Origin of the sequence: Aliiroseovarius crassostreae, assembly GCF_001307765.1 — a bacterium.
In the GTDB taxonomy this organism is placed as follows: domain Bacteria; phylum Pseudomonadota; class Alphaproteobacteria; order Rhodobacterales; family Rhodobacteraceae; genus Aliiroseovarius; species Aliiroseovarius crassostreae.
Window position 1 is genome coordinate 1 of the sequence record NZ_LKBA01000006.1, and the last position, 22,991, is coordinate 22,991.

Annotated in this window: 20 protein-coding genes, 1 tRNA gene and 2 pseudogenes; 7 read left to right on the forward strand and 16 right to left on the reverse strand. The window is 58.1% G+C overall.

Going from position 1 to position 22,991, the window contains the following annotated elements; translation table 11 throughout:
- The first annotated feature begins 42 nt into the window (after positions 1-42).
- A pseudogene (locus AKJ29_RS06270) lies at positions 43-1,228 on the forward strand (IS5 family transposase).
- Positions 1,229-1,332: 104 nt separating this feature from the next.
- Here AKJ29_RS06270 and AKJ29_RS06275 read toward each other — a convergent pair.
- A complete protein-coding gene (locus AKJ29_RS06275) occupies positions 1,333-1,953 on the reverse strand; it encodes a thiolase family protein (RefSeq protein ID WP_055189101.1) in 621 nt (206 codons plus the stop codon).
- Positions 1,954-2,059: 106 nt separating this feature from the next.
- Here AKJ29_RS06275 and AKJ29_RS06280 point away from each other — a divergent pair, with 106 nt between their 5' ends.
- From AKJ29_RS06280 to aat, 6 genes are all read left to right on the forward strand, one after another.
- Positions 2,060-2,602, forward strand: a complete 543-nt coding sequence (locus tag AKJ29_RS06280; RefSeq protein ID WP_082392538.1) for a helix-turn-helix domain-containing protein — start codon at positions 2,060-2,062, stop codon at positions 2,600-2,602.
- Positions 2,603-2,661: 59 nt separating this feature from the next.
- On the forward strand, positions 2,662-3,288 hold the full coding sequence (locus tag AKJ29_RS06285; protein ID WP_200909142.1) for a TetR family transcriptional regulator C-terminal domain-containing protein: 627 nt from the start codon (positions 2,662-2,664) through the stop codon (positions 3,286-3,288).
- A gap of 243 nt (positions 3,289-3,531) precedes the next feature.
- Positions 3,532-4,107: a hypothetical protein gene (locus AKJ29_RS06290; RefSeq protein WP_055189107.1), complete on the forward strand. Its 576-nt coding sequence runs from the start codon at positions 3,532-3,534 to the stop codon at positions 4,105-4,107.
- 295 nt (positions 4,108-4,402) lie between these two features.
- On the forward strand, positions 4,403-4,900 hold the full coding sequence (gene accB / locus AKJ29_RS06295) for an acetyl-CoA carboxylase biotin carboxyl carrier protein (RefSeq protein WP_055189109.1): 498 nt from the start codon (positions 4,403-4,405) through the stop codon (positions 4,898-4,900).
- A 10-nt stretch (positions 4,901-4,910) separates the two neighbouring features.
- On the forward strand, positions 4,911-6,263 hold the full coding sequence (accC, locus tag AKJ29_RS06300) for an acetyl-CoA carboxylase biotin carboxylase subunit (RefSeq protein WP_055189111.1): 1,353 nt from the start codon (positions 4,911-4,913) through the stop codon (positions 6,261-6,263).
- A gap of 5 nt (positions 6,264-6,268) precedes the next feature.
- On the forward strand, positions 6,269-6,910 hold the full coding sequence (aat, locus tag AKJ29_RS06305; protein WP_074963672.1) for a leucyl/phenylalanyl-tRNA--protein transferase: 642 nt from the start codon (positions 6,269-6,271) through the stop codon (positions 6,908-6,910).
- Here aat and AKJ29_RS06310 read toward each other — a convergent pair.
- From AKJ29_RS06310 to AKJ29_RS06380, 15 genes and pseudogenes are all read right to left on the reverse strand, one after another.
- Positions 6,874-7,233 carry a DUF2155 domain-containing protein gene (locus AKJ29_RS06310; RefSeq protein WP_055189115.1) on the reverse strand — a complete coding sequence of 120 codons (360 nt, stop codon included), beginning with the start codon at positions 7,231-7,233 and terminating at the stop codon, positions 6,874-6,876. The genes aat and AKJ29_RS06310 overlap by 37 nt on opposite strands.
- Positions 7,230-7,685 (reverse strand): outer membrane lipid asymmetry maintenance protein MlaD, encoded by a 456-nt coding sequence (mlaD, locus tag AKJ29_RS06315; RefSeq protein WP_055189116.1) that lies wholly within the window; start codon positions 7,683-7,685, stop codon positions 7,230-7,232. The genes AKJ29_RS06310 and mlaD overlap by 4 nt, the downstream gene beginning before the upstream one ends.
- A gap of 32 nt (positions 7,686-7,717) precedes the next feature.
- Positions 7,718-8,089, reverse strand: a complete 372-nt coding sequence (locus AKJ29_RS06320) for an NADH:ubiquinone oxidoreductase subunit NDUFA12 (RefSeq protein ID WP_055189118.1) — start codon at positions 8,087-8,089, stop codon at positions 7,718-7,720.
- Between the two features lie 164 nt (positions 8,090-8,253).
- Positions 8,254-9,522, reverse strand: a complete 1,269-nt coding sequence (gene clpX, locus AKJ29_RS06325) for an ATP-dependent Clp protease ATP-binding subunit ClpX (protein ID WP_055189120.1) — start codon at positions 9,520-9,522, stop codon at positions 8,254-8,256.
- A gap of 159 nt (positions 9,523-9,681) precedes the next feature.
- A complete protein-coding gene (locus AKJ29_RS06330) occupies positions 9,682-10,308 on the reverse strand; it encodes an ATP-dependent Clp protease proteolytic subunit (RefSeq protein ID WP_055189122.1) in 627 nt (208 codons plus the stop codon).
- A gap of 321 nt (positions 10,309-10,629) precedes the next feature.
- A pseudogene (locus AKJ29_RS06335) lies at positions 10,630-11,481 on the reverse strand (ABC transporter permease); the annotation flags it as partial.
- A gap of 5 nt (positions 11,482-11,486) precedes the next feature.
- Positions 11,487-12,758: an ABC transporter permease gene (locus AKJ29_RS06340; protein ID WP_055189126.1), complete on the reverse strand. Its 1,272-nt coding sequence runs from the start codon at positions 12,756-12,758 to the stop codon at positions 11,487-11,489.
- A 169-nt stretch (positions 12,759-12,927) separates the two neighbouring features.
- Positions 12,928-14,034, reverse strand: coding sequence for an extracellular solute-binding protein (locus AKJ29_RS06345; protein ID WP_055189128.1), 1,107 nt, complete (start codon positions 14,032-14,034; stop codon positions 12,928-12,930).
- A gap of 128 nt (positions 14,035-14,162) precedes the next feature.
- Complete coding sequence (locus tag AKJ29_RS06350; protein WP_055189130.1) at positions 14,163-15,263, reverse strand: ABC transporter ATP-binding protein; 1,101 nt, start codon at positions 15,261-15,263, stop codon at positions 14,163-14,165.
- Positions 15,264-15,674: 411 nt separating this feature from the next.
- Positions 15,675-16,901 carry an aminopeptidase P family protein gene (locus tag AKJ29_RS06355; RefSeq protein ID WP_055190421.1) on the reverse strand — a complete coding sequence of 409 codons (1,227 nt, stop codon included), beginning with the start codon at positions 16,899-16,901 and terminating at the stop codon, positions 15,675-15,677.
- Positions 16,902-17,123: 222 nt separating this feature from the next.
- The gene (locus tag AKJ29_RS06360; protein WP_074963671.1) at positions 17,124-18,365 is read right to left on the reverse strand and encodes an efflux RND transporter periplasmic adaptor subunit; all 1,242 of its coding nucleotides are present in this window, start codon (positions 18,363-18,365) and stop codon (positions 17,124-17,126) included.
- Positions 18,366-18,370: 5 nt separating this feature from the next.
- Positions 18,371-20,731 carry an ABC transporter permease gene (locus tag AKJ29_RS06365; RefSeq protein WP_055189132.1) on the reverse strand — a complete coding sequence of 787 codons (2,361 nt, stop codon included), beginning with the start codon at positions 20,729-20,731 and terminating at the stop codon, positions 18,371-18,373.
- Positions 20,732-20,735: 4 nt separating this feature from the next.
- The gene (locus tag AKJ29_RS06370) at positions 20,736-21,482 is read right to left on the reverse strand and encodes an ABC transporter ATP-binding protein (RefSeq protein ID WP_055189134.1); all 747 of its coding nucleotides are present in this window, start codon (positions 21,480-21,482) and stop codon (positions 20,736-20,738) included.
- Positions 21,483-22,335: 853 nt separating this feature from the next.
- Positions 22,336-22,410, reverse strand: a tRNA-Val gene (locus tag AKJ29_RS06375).
- Between the two features lie 19 nt (positions 22,411-22,429).
- Positions 22,430-22,870 carry an HU family DNA-binding protein gene (locus tag AKJ29_RS06380; protein ID WP_161805378.1) on the reverse strand — a complete coding sequence of 147 codons (441 nt, stop codon included), beginning with the start codon at positions 22,868-22,870 and terminating at the stop codon, positions 22,430-22,432.
- Positions 22,871-22,991: the final 121 nt, after the last annotated feature.

Consider the following 22,991-nt stretch of genomic DNA (forward strand, 5'->3'; position numbering starts at 1 on the left):
AACATGATTCACCATCCGGGATGGTTACGGCGGGGGGGTATGATGCGCGGAACGGACGAGACGAGCGGGTCGCTGTTCAGCTATGTCGATCTTGAGGAGCGCATCCCGCCGCGACACCCGCTGCGCAAGATCCGGCAGGTGGTGAATGACGCGCTTGCCAGCCTCGATGGCGAATTCGAAGTGCTTTACACGGATTTCGGCCGCCCCTCGATCCCGCCGGAACGGCTGATCCGGGCGAGCTTGCTCCAGATCCTGTTCTCGATCCGCTCCGAACGGCAGTTGATGGAACAGATGGATTACAACCTGATGTTTCGCTGGTTTGTGGGCCTCGGGATCGACGATCCGGTATGGGTCCCCACGGTATTCACCAAGAACCGCGACCGGCTTCTGACCACGGAAATGTCGCGCAAGGTAATGGCGGCGATCCTGGCGCACCGCGAGGTCGCGCCGCTGCTGTCGGACGAACATTTCTCGGTCGATGGAACTTTGGTGAAAGCCTGGGCGTCGATGAAAAGTTTCCAGCCCAAGGCTGAAGCCGCTCCGCCTGACGATGAAGGACCCGATGATCCTCCCGCCACTGAGACCACACCCGAGACCGACCCGATGCCCCGCAATTCTCACCGCCAGCGCAATGCCGAGGTCGACTTCAAGGGCGAGAAGCGCTCGAACGCGACGCATGCCTCGACCACCGATCCGGATGCGCGCCTTTACAAGAAATCCCCCGGCACGGGTGCCATGCTGTGCTTCATGGGGCATACTCTGATGGAGAACCGCAACGGGCTGGTCGTGCAGGGTGATCTGACCCAGGCCCCTCTCGGCAGATTGCTGCGCAATCGCCTGCCGGGCAATGGACGGTCATGCCGAGCGCAAGGCGGCACTGGACATGATCCATCGACATTCCCCCGGATCAACCCGACAGCTGACGCTGGGTGCCGACAAGGGATATGACGCGGCCGGGTTCGTGTCCGACCTGCGCCAAGCCTGCGTCACGCCCCATGTCGCCCAGAAAACGAGATTTTCAGCAATCGATGGCCGAACCACCCGGCACGAGGGCTACGCTCTATCCCAGCAGCACCGAAAGAAGATCGAAGAGCCGTTCGGATGGGCCAAAACCGTCGGCGGCATGGCGCAGACCATGTATCGGGGCGTCGAACGCATCCGATCCCGCTTCATCCTGACCATGGCCGCCAACAACCTTGCCCCGCTGCCGAGGTTGCTGGCGGTATGAAGGGAAAGATGGCCCCAGAAGCGAGCCGTGGGCGCGCCGACAGACATGACACTTCAGTCGAACCGGACCTGACGACGGGAAAGCGTTCCGGCTCAGCGACTATTTCAGCGACCTGTTAACGGGTCCGCCACCATCGGGTTCTTGTCGCTCACCCCGGCACAGAACTCATAGGACAGTTCCTTGTGAAGCTGCGCCAGTGGGTTGCGCATTGCATTGGCGTGATTCTTCACAGCAATCTGCGCAAGCGCATCGGACTGATCACCGTATTTGTCAAAATAGGCCCGCGCAAATCCGGCAAAGACCTGCGGAAAGCTCATTCCCGCCTCTTCGGCCTGATAGGCCGCATGCCCCAAACCGCGCGCCACCTCGGCTGTGGGCAAGTGGGTCATCTTTTCCGCACCAATCACCAGGGCAATCTTGGCGCGCCCGCTTTCAATCGCATCGCGCGCGGCAAAGATCGCAGCTGCCCCGGACGCACAGGCATTTTCAAGCCGCGTCGCGGGGGTGAAACGCAGATCATCATGGATGCCAAGCGCCAATGACGCCGCAAACCCATCCCCCACCATGCCCCCGTTGAAATGCCCAAGCCAGATGCCATCAACATCCCCAGGTGCCACGCCCGCATGGTCCAACGCTTCGCGCCCTGCACTGATGATCAATGCTTCAAGATCAAAATCCGCAAGTTTGCCAAATTTGGTATGGCCCCAACCCACAATTTGCACCATGCTCCACTCCTGTCATTTGGCCTGTTCACGACAAAGAGTATCACGTTCCGGGGCAAGGTGGCGCAATCAGGTAGAAATACCCGCAAACCTCTGGCAGGATGGCGAAATGACGCAAATGGACATCGCTTTCATGCATGCGCCAACCGGGCTGGCGCTGACCGAAAACCGCATCGTTCGCCGATGTAATCTGCGCTTTGCGGAGATGTTTGGCGCCGCTGTCGATGATTTTTCAGAGATGCCTCTGGAACGGCTTTACCCCTCGCTCAAGGATTATGAAAAGGTCGCACGCGTTGGGGGGAACATCCTGCGCGAAACCGGGCGCTATGAAGATGAGCGCGTCATGCGGCGCCTGAACGGCGCATTGTTTTGGTGCCGGGTGCGTGGCACCTCCCTGACCCCTGAGGACCCCTTCAAACAAGGGGTGTGGAGCTTTGCCGACCTTTCCGCCGAACGGCCTGTGGTCGAATTGACCGCCCGAGAACGCGAGGTGGCCATCCTGACCTGCCAGGGCAAGACATCCAAGGAAATCGGGCTCGCCCTCGACCTCAGCTATCGTACTGTCGAGGCCCATCGCGCCCGGCTTTTACAAAAGTTCGGCGCTCGGAAATTGCCCGAACTTGTCGCGAAATTCTCTGGTATGCCCTTATAAAATCGCGTAATTTTCACCCCTATTGCCAAGGCTATTTCCAGCCAGAAGGAGAGTGACTGGTGACACAGCCCCCGCAAACCCGGATCCAGAAACGCAACCGCGCTGCCATCCTCAATGCCGCGCTGGATGTGTTTTCCGCACATGGGTTTCGCGGTGCCACGCTGGACCAGATTGCCAAGGCGGCCGGGCTTTCAAAACCCAACCTGCTTTACTATTTTCCGTCAAAAGAAGCGGTGCATGGCGCGCTTCTGTCCCAATTGCTCGAAAACTGGCAAGAACCGCTGGAGGCGCTGGATCCGGAGGGGGACCCGGTAGAGGAACTGATCGCCTACGTGCTGCGCAAGCTTGAAATTGCCCGCGCCCTACCGCGCGAAAGTCGCCTTTTTGCAAATGAGATTATTCAGGGCGCCCCCAGAATCCTTACGCAAATTCAGGGGCCTGTGCGTCATCTTGTGGATGAAAAGGCCAAGTTGATCGCCCTGTGGTGCAAACAGGGTCAACTGACGGATCTTGATCCGCATCACCTGATTTTTTCGATCTGGGCAACGACGCAGCATTATGCGGATTTCGATGTGCAGGTCCGTGGAATCCTTGCGCCCCAAGGCGACACCCATTTCGAAGATGCCGCCCGTTTTCTGGAACAAATGTATCGCGCAGCCCTGACCCCGCCCACGGCTGGGCAGTGAACCTCCCGCTTATCTAAAGCGCTTCCCGTTATCGTTGGATCACAGCAAGAACTGGAAACACCCACCATCCCTAATTTGATACGCGGCATTTCCCCATCACGCCGTTTTAACGTGATATGGAAACGCTTTAAGATAACGCTTATTAACCAGAAGTTCAGATTTCTCTGGAGAGTTAACTTTTGAGCAAGACATCCATCTCTAATCTTTTAGCAAGTGGGGGCTTCGTGAGAAACGGAGCAGAAAATGGATATTTCGGCACCATCACCGATCAGTGCGCAAGCCACGCTCGCAGCACATGCGCCGGTGCGCGAACCGCCAGCCGTCGCTCAGGTTGATCCCAGCCCGGCCAGCGATGGAACACGTATGGACTCCAACACCGCCAATGGTGAGGGTCGCTCAGATCTGGCCCAGGACGCGCGCAAAAGGCTGGCGCATCAGGAACGGCTGGAAGACCCAAAGACGCCAACAGGTCCACCGCCGACCTTTCAGATCACTTTGCTTGAGGTGGAACAGGATCTGCACAATATCCTTGCACGCCTAGAAATGGCCCGCTCAAAAGAACGCGATGCGGACGGGGTGCGCCCTGATGTTTCTCAGGATACAGCTCAGGCGTCCTCGGAGCTTCAAAACAGGGCACCCAATGAGGTAAGGGATGTTCCGTCTTCCCAATCCCAACAATTGGACGCACATGAGACCAATAGATCGGCCCCGACGCGCGCTATTTCCATGGTTGAGCCGGAACAACTGCCAGCCCAGACCTCGCAACAGGCTGCCACGCTGACCAGAGCCCCGACCACAAATGATGGCATGCCAGTTTGAGGCGCCGGTCGCCATCATCACGATTGAGAAATCCCCGAAACGTTTTGACTTTCACCCTGAGGCAGGGAAAAAGCGAAACGCCGCAAGAGATACCCATGCTCGTGGGGGCGCGCAGAATAAACATATGTTTTAAGTGCCCCCCGAAACGCCTTAATCGGCCCGTTTCACACGCAATGACCCCGCCAAAATTCAATTTTGGTGGGGTTCGCGCTTTTCTCCCCCTACGTCACGCTCTATATGTAGGCAGATAGTGATGACCCGCCCCAACGCGGGCACGGAAATAAGGCGAGGACCCATGTCCAAGAAAAACCACGAAACCGATGTGGCCTTTATCGAAGCTCTGGCCAAGCTGCTTCAGGAAAACGACCTGACGGAGCTGGAAGTCATGCGCGATTACGGCGAAAACGACAGCCTGAATGTGCGCGTCAGCCGCGCCAAAGAAGTGATCACCCAGATGGCGCCTGCTGTCGCGGCCGCGCCTGCTCCTGCAGCTGCAGCCCCTGCCGCGGCTCCCGCCGCAACCGAGGCACCGGCCGTTTCGGACGATCCCGCAAACCATCCCGGCGCGGTTCCTTCGCCCATGGTCGGCACCGCCTATCTGCAACCTGAACCGGGTGCCCCTTCCTTTGTCAGCGTTGGCGACACCGTGTCGGAAGGCCAGACCGTGCTGATCGTCGAAGCCATGAAAACCATGAACCAGATCCCTGCCCCGCGTGCGGGCAAAGTGAAACGGATCCTGGTCGAGGACGGCGCTCCGGTAGAATTCGGCGCCCCCCTCATGATTATTGAATAAGGGGCGGATCATGGCCCAATTCGATAAAATCCTGATCGCCAACCGCGGCGAGATCGCGCTTCGCGTGATCCGTGCGGCCCGCGAAATGGGCATCAAGACCGTCGCCGTGCATTCCACGGCTGACGTCGATGCCATGCATGTGCGGATGGCCGATGAAAGCGTCTGCATCGGCCCACCGCCGGGCACCGACAGCTATCTCTCGATCCCGGCCATTATCGCGGCCTGCGAAATCACCGGCGCACAGGCCGTGCATCCAGGCTATGGTTTCCTGTCGGAAAATGCCAATTTCGTGCAATGTCTGGAAGACCACGAGATCACCTTTATTGGCCCCTCGGCCAAACATATCCGCATGATGGGCGACAAAATCACCGCCAAGGAAACAGCGATCAAGCTGGGCATCCCGGTGGTTCCCGGTTCAGACGGTGGCGTCCCGGACATTGAAACCGCTCGCAAAGTGGCGGCGGATATGGGGTATCCGGTGATCATCAAGGCCACTGCTGGTGGCGGCGGCCGCGGCATGAAAGTGGCTGAAACCGAAGCCGATATCGAAATGGCCTTCTCGACTGCCCGTTCAGAGGCCAAAAGCGCCTTTGGCAATGACGAGGTTTACATGGAGAAATACCTCCAGAAACCGCGTCACATCGAGGTGCAGGTCTTTGGCGACGGCCAAGGCGGTGGGGTGCATCTGGCTGAACGTGACTGCTCGTTGCAGCGACGTCACCAGAAAGTGTTCGAGGAGGCCCCCGGCCCCTGCATCACCCCGGAAGACCGCACACGTATCGGGTCGATCTGTGCCAATGCCATTGCCGAAATGGGCTATTCCGGCGCCGGCACAATCGAATTCCTCTATGAAGATGGCGAGTTTTATTTCATCGAAATGAACACCCGCCTGCAGGTGGAACACCCGGTGACCGAGGCCATTTTCGGCGTTGACCTTGTGCGTGAACAGATTCGCGTTGCCGAGGGGATGAAACTCTCCTTCGGACAGGACGAGCTTGAGGTAAACGGGCACGCCATCGAAGTGCGCCTGAATGCGGAGCGTCTGCCCAACTTCACCCCCAGCCCGGGCAAAATCACCCAGTATCATGCTCCGGGTGGCCTTGGGGTGCGCATGGATTCTGCGCTTTATGATGGCTACTCGATCCCGCCCTATTACGACTCGCTGATTGGCAAGCTGATCGTTCATGGCCGCGACCGGACCGAAGCTCTGTCGCGCCTGCATCGCGCCTTGGGAGAGCTGGTGATTGACGGCATCGACACAACCGTGCCGCTGTTCCACGCCCTGCTGGAAGAGGCCGACATTCATTCCGGGGAATACAACATTCACTGGCTTGAACGCTGGCTTGACGAAAACATGGGGTAAGGGCTTTGGCCCCTCCCCCACTCACCGCTGAATTATTGTTGCGCGCCTACGCAATGGGCGTGTTTCCAATGGCAGAAAGCCGGGACGACCCAGAGATTTTCTGGGTCGACCCGAGCGAGCGCGGTATCTTTCCGAACGGCGGCTTTCACCTTTCGCGATCCCTCCGCCGCACCATCCAAAAATCACCACTGACCGTGACCCTGAACCGGGATTTCGCGGGCGTCGTGAAGGGCTGCGCAGATCGCGATGAAACCTGGATCAACGACGAGATTTTTGCGCTCTATTGTGACTTGCATCAGATGGGGCATGCCCATTCCCTTGAACTCTGGGATGGCCATACGCTGGCGGGGGGCGTCTATGGCGTCACTCTGGGGGCTGCCTTTTTTGGTGAAAGCATGTTTTCGCGCCGCCGGGACGCATCAAAAATTGCCCTCGCCTACCTGACCAGGCATCTGGAAGATTGCGGATTCAAGCTCTTTGATACGCAGTTCCTGACGCCACATCTGGCCAGCCTCGGAGCGATCGAAATCCCGCGCGCCGACTATCATGAGCGTTTGTCGAAAGCCCTTGGAAGCCGGGCAAGCCTGACGTCCCGCCCATTACCGGACGCTTATTCGGTGGTGCAGCGCAGCACCCAGACATCATAGCGCGGATGATCCAGGCCGTTCAGCCCGGGGCTTGAGGAAATCATCCAGCCCTCAAAGGCGGTCTTCTCTGAATTTCCATCCCGCACAACCAACCAGGCGAAAGCATCACCTGACGGGTTGTCGGTCGGATAGCGGCATTCCCCCAGGGTGATCTGCAATTTGCCAAGCAGAACTGTTTCACCGGCGTTCAGTGAAAAATCCTCGTAGCTGCCAGAAATCTTATCCAGACCGCGCAGCATGGCACCAGGTGCCTTTGCCGTCTGGGCTGTTGCCGCCAGCGGGGCCAGCAGGGCAATTGCACTGACAAATGCGCGAAAGATCACTTCTCCCCTCCACCATCGGAGACGAATTTCATCAAAAGCTGGACCAGGCTGACCGCCCCCTGCGTATCTTCAATCTCCGCACCTGGCTCAAGATTGAACGGAGAGCCCCCCGGCAGAAGTTCCACATAGGAGCCCCCCAGCAGGCCTTCGGACGAAATGATGACAGCCGTGTCTTCGGGAAGCGCCACATCAGATTGCACGGAAAACGCCGCTTCGGCCCGGAAAGTTTTCGGGTTCAGCGAAATACCCGTGATCTGCCCTACTTTCACACCAGCAAGGCGCACATCCGTGCCAATCGAAATCCCGTCAGCAGATCGGAAAGAGGCGGAATAACTGTCGAGGTGGCTGCTACCGGAAATTCCGACAATTTGCCCCGCATAGACCAAAAAGGCCACGGCGGCTGCCAGAACGACGCCGCCGGTGATTACTTCGGTGGTGTGGGATTGGCTCATCTCGCCCCCGTTTCTGTCTGCGATAGCGCGGGTTATTCCGGCTGCCAGGCCTCATAATCGCGACGTTCAGCCGGTTGTGCCTGACGCAGCGATCCAGCCGGTGCATAGGCGGCCGGCGACCCGGTCAGGTTGTCCTGATGGGGTTTTTCCCAGCCTTTATGCTCAAGCGGTGCCTCGGACGGGCAGTTATCAAAGGTGCGGTGCAGCCAGCCGTGCCAATCCGGGCTTACGCGGCTTGCCTCAGGTTCCCCTTTGAAGATCACCCAGCGGCGGCTGTCATCCTTGTTGCGGTAAAACACATTCCCCTGCTCATCTTCCCCCACCTTGACGCCTTTGCGCCGGGTAAAGAGCCAGGTGCCGATGGTTTCGCCGTGATACCAGGTCAGAAGGGACAGTAGCCGCATGTCAATCTCCGCTTTCTCTCAACCTCATATGGCGCAAAGACGTGCAAAGGTCCAGTGCTTTGCTTTGATTTGACTGGCTCTGCGCTGTTTTCCCCTCACCTGATCCCTGCAACGCAAAAGCCACCCTGCAAAGGGTGGCTTTCATATTGGCTCTCAGGGGCTTGTCAGCTGGCAGAGGCGCCTTCCTGTTCCCCTTTTGCGTAGATGATCAGCGGCGACGCATCCGAGGTGACGGCCTCTTCATTGACCACAACTTCATCCACATTTTCCAAGGCCGGCAGTTCGAACATTGTATCGAGCAGGATATCTTCCATGATCGAACGCAGGCCCCGCGCACCGGTTTTGCGCTCGATCGCGCGTTTGGCAATGGCGGTGAGCGCATCTTCGGTAAAGGTCAGCTGCGCCTCTTCCAGTTCAAACAGGCGTTGATACTGTTTCACCAGGGCGTTTTTCGGCGCGGTCAGGATCGTGACCAGCGCGTCTGCATCCAGATCTTCCAGCGTTGCAATCACCGGCAGACGCCCGACAAATTCGGGAATCAGCCCGAATTTCAGAAGGTCTTCCGGCTCCAGTTCCTTGAAAATCTCACCCACGCCGCGGGCATCATCCCCCTTCACTTCGGCACCAAACCCAATGGCAGACCCTTTGCCACGCTGGGCAATGATCCGGTCGAGGCCGGCAAATGCGCCACCGCAAATGAAAAGAATATTGGTCGTGTCGACCTGCAGGAATTCCTGCTGCGGATGTTTGCGCCCACCTTGCGGCGGCACGGAGGCAACCGTGCCTTCCATGATTTTCAGAAGCGCCTGCTGCACCCCCTCGCCCGACACGTCACGGGTAATCGAAGGATTGTCGGATTTGCGGGTGATCTTGTCGACCTCATCAATATAGACAATACCGCGCTGCGCACGTTCGACATTGTATTCCGAGGCCTGAAGCAGCTTGAGGATGATGTTTTCCACATCCTCGCCCACATAACCGGCCTCCGTCAGTGTCGTCGCATCCGCCATGGTGAAGGGCACATCCAGAATACGGGCAAGCGTCTGGGCCAGAAGGGTTTTACCACAGCCCGTTGGGCCAATCAGCAGGATGTTCGACTTGGCCAGTTCGATATCCTCACCGGATTTCGCCGCATGGTTCAGACGTTTGTAATGGTTGTGCACGGCCACGGCGAGCACGCGTTTTGCATGGGCCTGACCGATCACGTAATCGTCCAGAACCCCGCAGATTTCCTGCGGTGTCGGAACCCCATCCGCGGCCTTGAGACCAGAGGATTTGGTTTCCTCACGAATAATGTCCATGCAAAGTTCGACGCATTCATCACAGATGAATACGGTGGGACCAGCAATCAGCTTACGCACCTCGTGCTGGCTCTTTCCGCAGAAAGAACAATAGAGGGTGTTTTTGCTGTCACCGGAGGAATTATTCGCCATCTTGTCTTCCCTAGGGCCTACGCCCGAAACTTGAAATGCCCGTTCGGGCCTGAACCGGCCCCTGCGCCTTTAGCTTAGGACAGGGGCCGGTTGGGCACAATGCGATTTTCCACATGGCCTTTTTCATCACAGGCAGCAAATGGGCTGCCTCACCTCAAGTTACTCGTCATCTGTCTTGGGGCGGTTCTCGACGATCTCGTCGATATGTCCCCAATCCTTGGCCTCCTGCGGTGACATGAAGTTGTCGCGCTCCAGCGCTTTTTCCACGTTTTTCAGCGAGTTGCCTGTGTGTTTTACATAGATCTGGTGCAAGGTATCCTTGACCTTCTGGGTCTCGGCCGCATGGATCATGATATCGGTTGCCTGCCCCTGATATCCGCCCGAGGGCTGGTGCACCATGATGCGCGAATGCGGCAAGGAAAACCGCATCCCCTTTTCGCCGGCCACCGACAGGACCGACCCCATCGACGCGGCCTGACCAATCACCAGAGTCGACACTTTCGGTTTGATATACTGCATCGTGTCATAGATCGACAGGCCAGAGGTCACCACGCCGCCGGGCGAGTTGATATACATCGAGATTTCTTTTTTCGGATTTTCCGCTTCGAGATGCAGAAGCTGCGCCACGATCAGGCTCGACATACCATCATGAATCGGCCCGTTCACGAACACGATGCGTTCTTTCAGAAGGCGCGAGAAAATATCATAAGCCCGTTCCCCGCGCGAGGTTTGCTCAACCACCATGGGGACAAGGGTGTTGTTGTAAAGATCAATAGGGTCGTGCATTCTGCCTGCTTTCATAGTCGCGTGTATTGGCCCGTCCTGGGCCGACCTCATCAGAGATTACTGGGGCACACCGGGGGCCGCAAGGGGCTGCGGGGCGCGGGGCACCGGAAAACGAGATCGGGCTGGGGTGCAAAACGAACCATAATGTCAGGCATCGCGCAAAAGCGTTAACAATTCCTTTCCATCCCACCCGCCTGACCTTGATTTCCCCAATAGCGTTTTGAGTTATTGTTGCCCCCCAGAGATGACTGGAAACACCTTAAACACAAAACGGCGCCCCGGTTTGGGACGCCGTTTTCTTTTGGGATTTATGACCCTGGATTAACCGGGTGACATACCACGCAGGCGCTCAGACCGGCGACGCAGCAGTTCCACGGTGGTCAGCAGGGCAATCGAGATCACCACGAGGATGGTGGCCACCGCCAGAATGGTCGGAGAGATCTGCTCGCGCAGGCCCAGGAACATCTGCCAAGGCAGGGTTTTCTGACCGGCAGAGCCAACAAACAGCACCACAACCACTTCGTCAAACGAGGTGATGAAGGCAAAGAGGGCCCCGGAAATCACGCCGGGCAGAATGAGCGGCATCTGCACCCGGAAGAACGTGGTCACCGGATCGGCGCCCATATTCGCCGCAGCCCGTGTCAGAGAGCGGTCAAAGCCCACCAGCGTTGCGGTCACCGTAATGATCACAAACGGGATCCCCAGCGCGGCATGGGCCAGCACCACACCCCAATACGTCCCCTGCAAGCCCAGACGGGAATAGAAGAAATACATCCCCGCCGCCGAGATGATCAGGGGCACGATCATCGGCGAAATCAGGATCGCCATGATCGCGCGTCGGTATGGCACATGCGGCTGGCTGAGGCCGATTGCCGCCAGCGTCCCAAAGCCCACCGACAGAAGCGTCGCCACCGGTGCGATCCGCACCGAGTTCCACAGCGACGATTGCCAATCCGCATTCGAGAAGAAATCGCGGTAGTGTTTCAGCGAATAGCCATCAGGATCCAGGCGTAGCATTTCCGGTGTGAAGGTGAAGAAATCCTGTGCGTTGAAGCTCAGCGGGATCACCACCACAATCGGTGCAATAAGGAAAAAGAAGATCAGACCGCAGATGAACCGGAACGTATAGTACCAGATCCGTTGGCCGGTGGAGGCATAAGGAGGAAGTCCCATAGTGTTTATCCCAGTTTCACGTTGTCGATGCCCACGATCTTGTCATAGGCCCAATAAAGGACCAGCACGACCGCGAGGAGAATGGCGCCCAGTGCCGCTGCCAGACCCCAATTGAGCGAGGTCGAGATATGGTAGGCAATCTGGTTCGAAATGAAGGTGCCCTTGGTGCCACCAACCAGCGCCGGCGTGATGTAGTAACCGATCGCGAGGATGAAGACGAGGATCGAGCCCGCGCCGATACCCGGCACCGTCTGCGGGAAATAAACCCTCCAGAACGCGGTCCAGTCGGTGGCCCCCAGAGATTTCGCGGCCCGCAGATAGCTGGGCGGAATGGTCTGCATCACCGAATACATCGGCAGGATCATGAAGGGCAGCAGAATATGGGTCATCGCAATGATGGTCCCGGTCTGGTTGTTGATGATGACCAGACGACTGTCATCTGCGATAAACCCGACCCAAACCAGCAGGTCATTGATCACCCCCTGTTGCTGCAGCAGGATTTTCCAGGCCGAGGTCCGCACCAGAAGCGAGGTCCAGAACGGCAGCAGCACCAGGATCATCAGAAGGTTCGAGATCCGCATCGGCAGATTGGCCAGGATCCAGGCCACCGGATAGGCCAGCATGATACAGCTGAATGTGATCAGCAAAGACATCCAAAGGGTGCGCCCCAGCAGATTCATGTAGATCTGTTCGTCTTCGGGACGCGCTTCGGCCCCATCCGGCCCGACCCGCATGTCAACGGCATTCAGGAAATAGCCCTGCGTGACACGCGGCGAATAGGTCTGAATGGTGCGCCAGACCTCGGTGTCCGCCCATGCCTTGTTCAGACCGATCAGTTCTTCTTTCCACGGGCCGCCATTTTCGATATCAAATTTCTTGGCCTTGCGGCCCGCCTTGCGGAAGGCCGACGCGATACCGGGGTTTTCATAGTTCAGACGTGTGCCGACCTTTGTGTGGGTCTTCGCCTCGGCTGCGTCTTTCAGATCCGCCGCCATCGCGGCATAGACCGCTTCACTTGGCAACTCGCCTGAATTCGCATCCCAATCCTGGATGGCCACAACCGTGCGCGGCAAAGTGTTGGCCACGATGTCGTTTTTGACCGAGCGATAGAGCATATCGCCCACAGGCAGAATGAAACTGACCAGAATAAAGATCAGCAGAGGAGCGATCAGCATCAGGGCGCGCATTTTCTGCCGCCTGAGCGCACGCGCCAAGCTGCGCTTGAGTGGGGTCCCGTCTGCGGCCAGAACCGGGCCGGTATCTGTCATATCGCTCATATCATCCCTGTCGGCTTACGCCTTTTTGTTTTGTTGCAGCATGTCGAAAGTGACTAACGAAAGGTCTGGAAAATAAAGAAAATCACGCGGCGCCAATTGGCATCTGGAATTCGGACCGCAGGGTGAAGGGGGCCGCATACTGCGGCGCAGCCCCCTTCGAAAGCTGGAATTACTTGGCCAGCCAGGCTTCAAACTTCGCGTTCAGATCGTCGCGGTTGTCTGCCCACCATTCGTAGTCATAGACGTGAATGTTGCCAGAGTTGGCAGGATCGGTCGGCATGTGCGGCGCCATGTCGATGCCCAGTTCCGCGTGTTTACCCACCAGCGGAGCCGACGACTTACGCGACGGACCGTAGGAGATGTAGGCGGCCTGATCTGCCAGACGCTGGGTGTCGGTGGCGAACTTCAGGAAGTCCAGCGCACGGGCACGGCGATCTGCCGGCAGGTTGGCGGGCAGCACCCAACCATCAAGGTCAAACGACTGCATGTCCCAGAGCATACCAATCGGCTGGTTCTGCTCGGCAATGGCCGAGAACAGGCGACCGTTGAAGGTTGAGCCGAACACCACTTCGCCGTCAGCCAGCAGCTGCGGGGTTTCTGCACCAGCAGTCCACCAGACAACGTCCGACTTGATGCTGTCGAGCTTCTTGAACGCACGGTCTACACCTTCGTCGGTGCCCAGCACGTCATAGATCTCGTCCTTGGCAACGCCGTCGCAATAGAGAGCCCATTCCATATTGTCGATCGGGCGTTTTTGCAGCGAACGCTTACCCGGATAGGTGGCCGTGTCGAAGATCGCGCAGACATCAGTCGGCGGGGTGTCCCCCACCATATCGGTGCGATAGCCGAAGGTGGTCGAATAAACGATCTGCGGAACAAAACAGTCAGATACGATCAGCGGATCCATATCTTCGGATGCCGGGGTGCCATCGGGGGCAGCGGCCAGCACCTCGTCATGGTTCAGCTCTTCTGCCAGACCTTCGTCGCACAGGCGCATCGAGTCCGAGGCCACGGCATCCACCAGATCCCAGGTCACATTCTTAGCTTCATCCATGGCGCGCATTTTGGCCACGGCTTCTGCCGACGAGGTGTCCCAGGTCACGGTCAGGCCCGGGTTCATCGCCAGATAGGGTTCAACATAGGCCTTGTGCTGGCTTTCCTGATAGGCACCGCCCCAGGACACGAGGGTCAATTCGTTTGACATTTCTTCGGCATTTGCAACGCCAGCGGCAACGGTCAGTGCCGTCGAGGCCGCAAGAAACTTAGCTACTTTCATATTTTTCTCCCTGTTACATTCCCGTAATTTTCTTGGGGCCGGCAGACGGGCGGCAGCGTGGCCCCGGACTGTTCACCGTTGCCACCCATCGGGCACCCAGCGGCCCCGAAGGCGGCAAAGGCAATATCTTAGGCGTCCAGCGCGCGGCAATCCTGCGGAAGCCAGCCGATTTCGATCTGCTGGCCCGGGACCAGACGATCAACATCAGGGGCGTTGCGGGTCTTGATAATGAAGTCTTCATTACCGGCCACGCGCAGACGGGTGCGGAAAATGTCACCCATATAAATGAACTCAAGCACTTCGGCCTTGAGGGTATGAGCGCCTTCCTGCAGGCGATCCTTATTGTATTCAACACGCTCGGGGCGGATCGACACTTTGGTGCGCTCGCCCACTTTCGAGACGTTGATCGGGGTGGCGTCAAGCTCTTCCCCATCATCCAAACGTACCACGCAGGTATCGCCGGAAATCTCAGTCACAACGCCTTCCAAAGTATTGTTTTCGCCAATGAATTGCGCCACAAAGCTGTTTTGCGGCTTTTCATAGAGATCCGCGGGCGGCGCCAGCTGCTGAATACGGCCATCGTCAAACACGGCGACATTGTCCGACATGGTCAGCGCCTCAGTCTGGTCGTGGGTCACGTAAACCGTGGTGATCCCCAACTGATGCGCCAGGTGGGTGATTTCGAACTGCATCTTTTCGCGCAGCTGTTTATCGAGCGCCCCCAGCGGTTCGTCCATTAGCACCAGTTCCGGTTCGAACACCAGCGCACGGGCCAAGGCGACCCGTTGTTGCTGACCGCCCGAAAGCTGGGCGGGGCGGCGACCACCGAAAGCGCCCATTTCCACCATATCCAGCGCGCGTTTGATCTTCGCTTCGCGCTCGGATTTGCCCATTTTGCGCACCTCCAACGGGAAGGCGAGGTTTTCGGCAATCGTCATATGCGGAAACAGAGCGTAGTTCTGGAAAACCATGCCAATGCCGCGCTTGTGTGGCGGAATATTGTTGATCGGACGACCGTCCAGCAGAATGTCGCCATGGGTTGCGGTTTCAAACCCTGCCAGCATCATCAGGCAGGTGGTTTTCCCGGATCCGGACGGCCCGAGCATGGTCAGGAACTCGCCCTTCCCCACGGACAGGTTGAGGTCTTTCACGACCAGGTTAACCCCGTCATAGCTTTTCTGAACACGATCAAATACGACGAAACCGTCGTTCGCAGCAGTATCGGTCAAGTGACCCCCCTGTACCCGTTTTCGGGCTCTCTGTTGCAGCGCCTGCGTTTGCTTCACAGGCATCTTATTTTTTCGGCTGTCCCGGAGTTGAGCCCAGCTCTTCCCTGCAGCCTTTTGGTGCGTAAGACAAAGCCAACACGAAGCGCGGACAGATTGCAACAGGAAAGCGACGTCTTTTGTCCATTAACGACAAGGCATTGGCGATGATTGGATCCAATGATACATTTCCGTCAAGCTTTATTGGAAATAATCATATTGCCGCCCCCACCCTGATTTTTGATATTTTCTTGCGAGATTGCAAAGATTTTGATCTCGAATCAAAATTCAGACAACCCTAAGTAGTGACAGCAACACCATCGCTTCATCTTAAAGGGTATCAGGCACCATCTGAGACGAAACAGGCCCGAAACTTCATGAGCATGTCGGAACAATGTTGTGTTCCGGGCCATAGGGGAAGCCGGTGATGTTCTCGGCCCCCGCTTCACCCACGACAAGAATATCATGTTCGCGGTATCCCCCTGCCCCCGGCTTGCCCTCCGGCAGGAACAACATCGGCTCCATCGAGACCACCATTCCGGGCTCCAGCACCGTGTCGATGTCTTCACGCAGCTCCAGCCCCGCCTCACGCCCATAGTAATGCGACAGAACGCCAAACGAGTGCCCGTAGCCAAAGGAGCGATATTGCAGCAGGTTCTCACTTTCAAAAAACCTGTTGATTTCGGCCGTAATGCCCGAGCAACTCGCCCCCGGTTTGATCAGGCTCAACCCCAGTTCATGCGCAGCTACATTGGCCTCCCAGATGCGCAGACTGTCGCGGTCCGGCTCACCAATGAACAGCGTGCGTTCCAAAGCGGTGTAATAGCCCGAGATCATCGGAAACGTGTTCAGGGACAGGATGTCGCCTGCTTCCAGTCGGCGCGTGGTCACCGGGTTGTGGGCACCGTCCGTATTGATACCGGACTGAAACCAGACCCAGCTGTCACGGATTTCGCTGTCGGGATGCGCGCGGGAGATCTCCTCTTCCATCGCATCCCGTCCGGCCATGGCAATGTCAATCTCGCGGGCGCCCACGCGTATCGCGTCGCGAATTGCGGCGCCACCAATGTCCGCCACCCGCGCCCCGTCGCGGATCAGCGCGATCTCTTCTGCGGATTTGATCATCCGCGCCTGCATCGTGTCTGCGGCAATGTCGACAAGCGCGGCACCTTGCAGGAACTCTTTCGCAAGCGCCTGCTGGGCCAGTGTCAGATGGTCACCTTCGATCCCGATCTGCCTTGCGCCACCGGCAACCTCTCGCACGGCGCGCCAGTAATTGTTTCGCTCCCAATCAGTGTAGATCACGTTGTCGCCAAAGCTGCGCCGCCACGGTTGCCCTGCATCAATATTGGCGCTGATCGTGGTGCAGCGGTCAGCGGTGACCACACAGCCGTAAGGGCGCCCAAAGGAGCAATACAGAAAGCCCGAATAATAGGCGATATTGTGCATTGAGGTGAACAGGGCGGCCTCGATCCCTTTCGCCGCCATAATGGCGCGCAGTTGCGACAGCCGGCGTTCATATTCGGTATTTGAAAAGGGCAGCGGGGCTTTTTCCCCGTTTTCACAGACAAAGAACTGAGGACGTAGCATAAGCATCTCCATATCCGAGGCCGGGATGGGTTTGGGAATGGTCATGCCCGGCCAATCAATGCCCCGGCGTTCAGGACAGTTGATCTCCGGTCGGGGAACTGCGGCGGATCAAACGGCTGGGTAACCTCCCAAGGATCCGTGACGCAGGCCCGGTGCAGCGACGCCATCGCTGCGGATAACAAATACCTGCCTGATTCCTGTCAGCTCTGTCAATCAGCTTGTAAGCGGAAAGATCTAGTCCCCCGCAAGCAAAGCCCGGTCAGTGATCAATACCCCGTGGCCCACACGGTCACCGGGATGGGTGACGACCTGCTCCCCTTCAAGCAGGCCCTCTATCACTTCGGCAAAATCCTCATTTCGATGTGAAATCACCACCTTCCGCAAATGAGCCAAACCGTTTTCTGCCACGAAAACCGCCCATTCCCCCCCAGATCTGAACAACGCCGAGACCGGCACACGCAACACGTCATCTGCCGACCATTCGACAATGCGCAGATAGGTGCGGAACCCATGTCCAAGCGCCGCTCTCGCCTCGGTCGGACTGTCGAAATCCAACCGCACCTTGACCCGCTGTTCTTCAATGCCCAGCGCAGAAATCTTTGTGAAACCAGAGGGTTCGATTACCCGAAGGTGTGCCATCAGGGTTTCTCCCCCCCCCCAGCGTTCAACATAGGCACGCGCACCGAGCGTCAGCCGCACCGCATCCGAAGAGAGGAGATCCGCCGTAATTTCAAGGTCACTCGTCTCGCCAATGGACAGGATCGGTGTCCCCACCTGCACCATACGCGCGCTTTCATGGGCGATGCTCAGCACGGTGCCGGATACCGGGGCCAGCAGGTCCAGACAACATGAGGACCTGTCCTCATCGCCCCACCCGCTTGCGGGTTCGATCAGGGTCGCGGTCTGTGCGGCCAGCTCACCTTTGCGCATTTCATACTGGGCATGGGCCGCATCAAGCTTGGCCGCCGCAAGGTCCAGCGACAGCTCTGCCGCATCAAGCTGGGTTTGCGGGGCGGTGCCACGTGCATGAAGATCCACGAGGCGGCTGAGATTGACCTGTGCATGGCCCAGATCCGCCTCTGCCATGGCGATGTTTGAACGGGCAAGTTGCAACGCGGCTTTGGCCTGGGCCACGGCGGCTTCGGCCTGAGCGCGGGACCGGTCATCGAGAAACGCAGGCGCGCCGGGGGCGATGCGCGCCACAAGCGTTTCCCCGGCCACCACCATATCCCCGACCCGCAGAGGGCTGCGGTCCATCTGGCCTGTTACCGGGGCGGACAGGTCATAGATATCGCGGATCCTAGTCTGCCCCTCGGCATTGATGGTCACCTCCAGCGGTCCGCGCCCCACCTCAGCCAGATCCACCGGGACGGCTTCGGGGCGGCTGACCAGATAGATCAGCGCCACAATCCCGATCACGGCCAGGGATCCCAGCCCGAACTTGCGCCAGATCTTTGTGTTTTCACGTCCAGACATTCGGGTTACTCCCTTGTTTTCATGACAGACACCAGTTCCATCTGGTCAATGCGCCGCCACACCACAGCGGCAGACAGCACGGAGGCGAGCGCCACAACCCAGGCGGCCCGCACATAGGTCCCACGCGCAATATGCAGTGGGATCGCGTAGAGATCGCTTTCAAATCCAACCGCCATAAGTGCCGCCAGCCCGCGGCCCATCATCAGCCCGATAGGAATTGCGAGGCAGGTCAGAAGGGCCAGCTCTCCCATCAGAATGTAGCTGACCTCGGCCTTGGTAAAGCCAAGGATGCGCAGGCTGGCCAGTTCCCGTGCCCGCTCAGACAGCTGGATCCGTGCAGCGTTATAGACAACCCCCACCGCAATGAGCGCCGCCATGATCGAGTTGATGGTGGTCATCATTCCGGCATTCTGGGCAATCGTATCGGTAAAACTTTGCCGGATCGCGGCCATTTCCACCATTCCCGAAAGGGCTGGCGTGGTCTTGGCCACTTGATAGAAAGCGTCGCGCTGATCTTGATCAATCAGCAGGTTGGCCTGCGTGACCCGCACCGCCTGCCCGGTCAAACGCGACAAGACATGCGGGCTGACATAGGCCCCCATCCCAAAACCCTGATCGGCATACCCCACCAGAGGCAGTCGGGAGGTGCCCGTCCCAAGCAAGGGAAAATTCAGGGTCACGTCTTCGCCCAGCGCAAGGTCAAGCTGATCGGCCAGTCGGCGCGTCAGGATCACCCCGCTTCCGGGGTCCAGCGGCTGGCCCTGCTCCGACAGCAGGCGCGTCAGGTCAGCGTTTTCTTCGCGCGCCTCCAGAACCGCGCGTTTGCTGCGCGCACCGTGGGTCAGGCGCACCGGCATTGCCCAGACGCTTTCGCTGACCAGAACCCCCGGCAGATGGTCCACATCCTCCACGACAGATTGCGGGCGCTCATTTGTGAAACTCAGCACAACGTCCTGACGGTTGAGCTGGACAAACGACTTGTCCAAAAGCGCGTCCATCGCATCGAACATGAACAGCGCCGCCACCATCACCGCCGCCGAAGTGGCGATGCCCAGAGTGGTCAGCCCTGCGCGCAGGGGCCAGCGAGACAGGGAGCGCCAGATCATCATGCTGGTCTGGCTGAGACGCAACCAATTGATCATCCGGTCCGCAAGCCCCTTTCGGAACTTCAGCGGAGCGGGTGGGGACATGGCAACGGCGGGGCTGAGAAACACAACGTTACGCACAGCAAAGACCGCCCCCAGTGCCGCAGCCATCAGGCCCGCCAGCCCAGCCAGCGCATAGACCGGGGGAGAGGGCAAAAACACCAGATAGGGAAAGTGGAAGAAATCCGCATAAAGCCGGGCGATCCCCTGCCCCGCCCACAGGCCAAACGCCCAGCCGATCAAAACCCCAAACGCTCCAATCGCGAGCGCCAGTTTGACATAGTGCCAGACTATTTCCGCACTGTTATAGCCCAGCGCCTTGAGCAGCCCGATCTGTTCACGCTCCAGCGCAACCAGCCGCCCCAGAACCATGTTGACCAGAAACGCCGAGACGATCAGAAAAATCGGCGGCACCACTTTGACCATGCTGGCCAGCTGGGTCAGTTCGGCATCCAGAAACATATGCGATTGCTGATCCTTGCGCAGATAAGCGCCGGTGCCCCCAAAGGGCGCGAGGATCAGATCAAGCCGGCGCAGGATGTCCTGCAAATCCGCGCCAGGTTCCGCCGACAGGCTGATGTCGTTGAAGGCACCGGTCAGGTTGAAGGCCGAGGCAAGCACCGCCTCTTCCATCCAGATCACCCCGAACCGTTTGTCATCCGGCATGAAGGCGCCAGGACCGATCGTATAGATGAACTCCGGCGAAAGGGCCGTGCCCACGATGGTCAGCGCATGTCGCTGGCCGTTGAACAGGGCATGAAACCTGTCACCGGGCTGAAACCCATGTGCCTTTGCGAAGGTTTCATTGACCACCACTTCGCCCGTTCTGCCCAGAAGCGGCATACGTCCGGTGGTCAGGCTGGGCTTGTTCAGACGAGGAGAGGTGCCAGCAGGCAACGACAGCAGCATCCCGGCGCCCGGCGCCCGCATATCTTCGATATCCAGCACGACATTCCGACGCCCCCGTACCTCGGCGACGGCAACACCGGGAAGGGCGCGCACCCGATCCAGAACCTCAAGAGGGGCACGGGTCACCGTGGCAAAGACCTGACCAAACTGGTTGCGTTCGTAAAACGTGTCGCGTGTTTCCCGCAGCGCCCGTTCCGCCCCGGCCATCATCACCAGGATCGCCACCCCGACCGCCAGCACAAGGGCAATCGCCAGGCTCTGCGACCAGAGACGGGCCAGATCCCTCAGCAATTTGCGATCAAGTGGGGCCATTGGATCACCAGGAAATTTCTGCGGGCGCAAGGCGGGTTTTGTTCAGGCTGACCGAACTGATCGTGCCATCTGCAAATCGGATCACCCGGTGTGCCATAGCCTGAATGCCGGCATTATGGGTGATCACCACGGTGGTTGTGCCCAGATCACGGTTGATCTGCTCCAGCGCCTCGAGCACCTGCACCCCGGTCTTGCTGTCCAGCGCCCCGGTCGGTTCGTCACACAAAAGGATCTCAGGGCGTTTGGCAATGGCACGCGCAATGGCCACGCGCTGCTGCTCCCCCCCGGACAGCTCCGCCGGAAAATGGTTCATCCGGTGGGCAAGCCCGGCCCGCTCTAACGCCTCTTCCGGGGACATGGGGTTCGGTGCAATTTCCGTCACCAGCGCCACGTTTTCGCGCGCCGTCAGAGAGGGCACGATATTGTAGAACTGAAAAACAAAGCCGACATGATCGCGGCGATAGCGCGTCAGCGCACGATCCCCCATTGCTGTCAGCTCCTGATCACGAAACCAGACCCGGCCAGAGGTGACATGGTCCAACCCGCCAAGGATATTGAGAAGGGTGGATTTCCCCGAGCCGGACGCCCCGAGCAGCACGGTGAACTCACCGGAAAACAGCTCGACATTCACGCCGCGCAGGGCATGCACCTCGACCATCCCTGTGCGATAGATCTTGGTCACATCCTCCGTATGGAAAATGCGTTGGGCGGCACGCGCGCCATCAGGCGCTGTGGGATCTGCATGGGTCATGGCTTATCCTCACACAACATCCTGCCGCGCGCTTTGACGTGGCGCAACCGGAAGTGGCGGGATTTCTGGCCAATATGTTACAGGTCAATATGATGCCGGATTAATTGTGGTACCCGCGGTCGGACCCGAACCGGCACGGCCTATACGGCCTAGAGATTTTAAGTTTTAATTCAGGGCGCTTTTTACGACCTTTTGCGCCTTATAGCGGTCCGCAAGTGCATATAAACACGACATAAAACCCGTATGCGCCTCAGATCGACCTGAGGCACCCTAGGCTCAGGCGTCATAGCCAACAAATGACGATGGCGGCGAGAGCGATTGCCGAGAGGAAGACCAGACGCCATCAGAATTGGGGGCATGGTGAGTTCATCGAACGAGCATTTGTCGCGGCATCGAGCAATCACGTCGCCCAACCGAAAACGTTCTGTCTGCCCTCCGCCCTTTGGGCCTGAGGGATCAGAATGACTTTCCAGTCGATAAGGTTGCTCAATCAGCTTGCGCACGCGGTGATAGCGCCAGCCTGTCGCTTCACGGATGTACGCACGAGACAACGTGAATTGTGTCAATCGTGTTTCCAGTGTTTTTGTGGATATCAGGACGCCCCCGGCGTCAAACCAGACTGCCCCTGGCAATTAGGTTATGTTCGGAAACATACCATACTTTGCGACTCACTTCAAGGAACATAAAGAGAACGGCCGCATGTTTCTTGAAATCTTCCTGAAAGGAAATCCCACGCCTTGAGTTGCTAGAAATGTGGCAGAGTTACCATGGAACCTCAGAGGCGTTACCATGGAAATCAAAAAAGGCGCGGAACCATCTCGTTGATTCTACGCGCTTTTTTCTCAAAATGATATGGTGGGTGATAAGAGATTTGAACTCCTGACATCTTCGATGTGAACGAAGCGCTCTACCACTGAGCTAATCACCCAACGAGGGGCTATTTACCGTCACTCGGCTGCAGGCGCAAGAGGGTCATTGTCAGAATTTTCATCCTTTTTACGGCGCAGCTTGCAGATCAGAACATCCGCCGCTCCAACATCCTTGCTGCGCTTGACCTGCATCTTTCCAAGCCCCGGCAGTTTCAGTTCTTCACTGTTCGAGAGCGCCAGCCCCAATTCCTCAAGCACCGCTTCGGTCACCGCACGCACCTGATTGGGACGCAGGTCAGCACGCTTTGCCACCCGGCGCACCAGTTCTTTCTTATTGACACCTTTCGCCGCAATGGACCGTGTGACACCAGACACCTGTGTGGGCGTGGTCGTCGCGGGGGCCTCTACAGCTGCGCTGCGTGTCGAGGTGGCAACCTTTTTCACTGCGGCGTCCAGGGCGGGGTCAGGTGCAACAACCGGGCTTGCAGGTTTTGGACTTGCCTTCGACGTCTTTGTCACCTTCGCCACCTTTTCCGCAGACGCTTTTGTATTTTTGGTGCGGGTGGTTTTTTTCGACTTTGTCGCCATTGCTCTGCTCGGTTCATGATTGTTTCTGATTGGGAATAAGTTAGAGCAAAAA

Coding starts and splice junctions, on each gene's coding strand:
- AKJ29_RS06275 (WP_055189101.1), bottom strand. CDS start 1,953: ATGGTGCAAATTGTGGGTTGGGGCCATACCAAATTTGGCAAACTTGCG.
- AKJ29_RS06280 (WP_082392538.1), top strand. CDS start 2,060: ATGACGCAAATGGACATCGCTTTCATGCATGCGCCAACCGGGCTGGCG.
- AKJ29_RS06290 (WP_055189107.1), top strand. CDS start 3,532: ATGGATATTTCGGCACCATCACCGATCAGTGCGCAAGCCACGCTCGCA.
- accB (WP_055189109.1), top strand. CDS start 4,403: ATGTCCAAGAAAAACCACGAAACCGATGTGGCCTTTATCGAAGCTCTG.
- accC (WP_055189111.1), top strand. CDS start 4,911: ATGGCCCAATTCGATAAAATCCTGATCGCCAACCGCGGCGAGATCGCG.
- mlaD (WP_055189116.1), bottom strand. CDS start 7,685: ATGAGCCAATCCCACACCACCGAAGTAATCACCGGCGGCGTCGTTCTG.
- AKJ29_RS06320 (WP_055189118.1), bottom strand. CDS start 8,089: ATGCGGCTACTGTCCCTTCTGACCTGGTATCACGGCGAAACCATCGGC.
- clpX (WP_055189120.1), bottom strand. CDS start 9,522: ATGGCGAATAATTCCTCCGGTGACAGCAAAAACACCCTCTATTGTTCT.
- AKJ29_RS06330 (WP_055189122.1), bottom strand. CDS start 10,308: ATGCACGACCCTATTGATCTTTACAACAACACCCTTGTCCCCATGGTG.
- AKJ29_RS06340 (WP_055189126.1), bottom strand. CDS start 12,758: ATGAGCGATATGACAGATACCGGCCCGGTTCTGGCCGCAGACGGGACC.
- AKJ29_RS06345 (WP_055189128.1), bottom strand. CDS start 14,034: ATGAAAGTAGCTAAGTTTCTTGCGGCCTCGACGGCACTGACCGTTGCC.
- AKJ29_RS06355 (WP_055190421.1), bottom strand. CDS start 16,901: ATGGAGATGCTTATGCTACGTCCTCAGTTCTTTGTCTGTGAAAACGGG.
- AKJ29_RS06360 (WP_074963671.1), bottom strand. CDS start 18,365: ATGTCTGGACGTGAAAACACAAAGATCTGGCGCAAGTTCGGGCTGGGA.
- AKJ29_RS06365 (WP_055189132.1), bottom strand. CDS start 20,731: ATGGCCCCACTTGATCGCAAATTGCTGAGGGATCTGGCCCGTCTCTGG.
- AKJ29_RS06370 (WP_055189134.1), bottom strand. CDS start 21,482: ATGACCCATGCAGATCCCACAGCGCCTGATGGCGCGCGTGCCGCCCAA.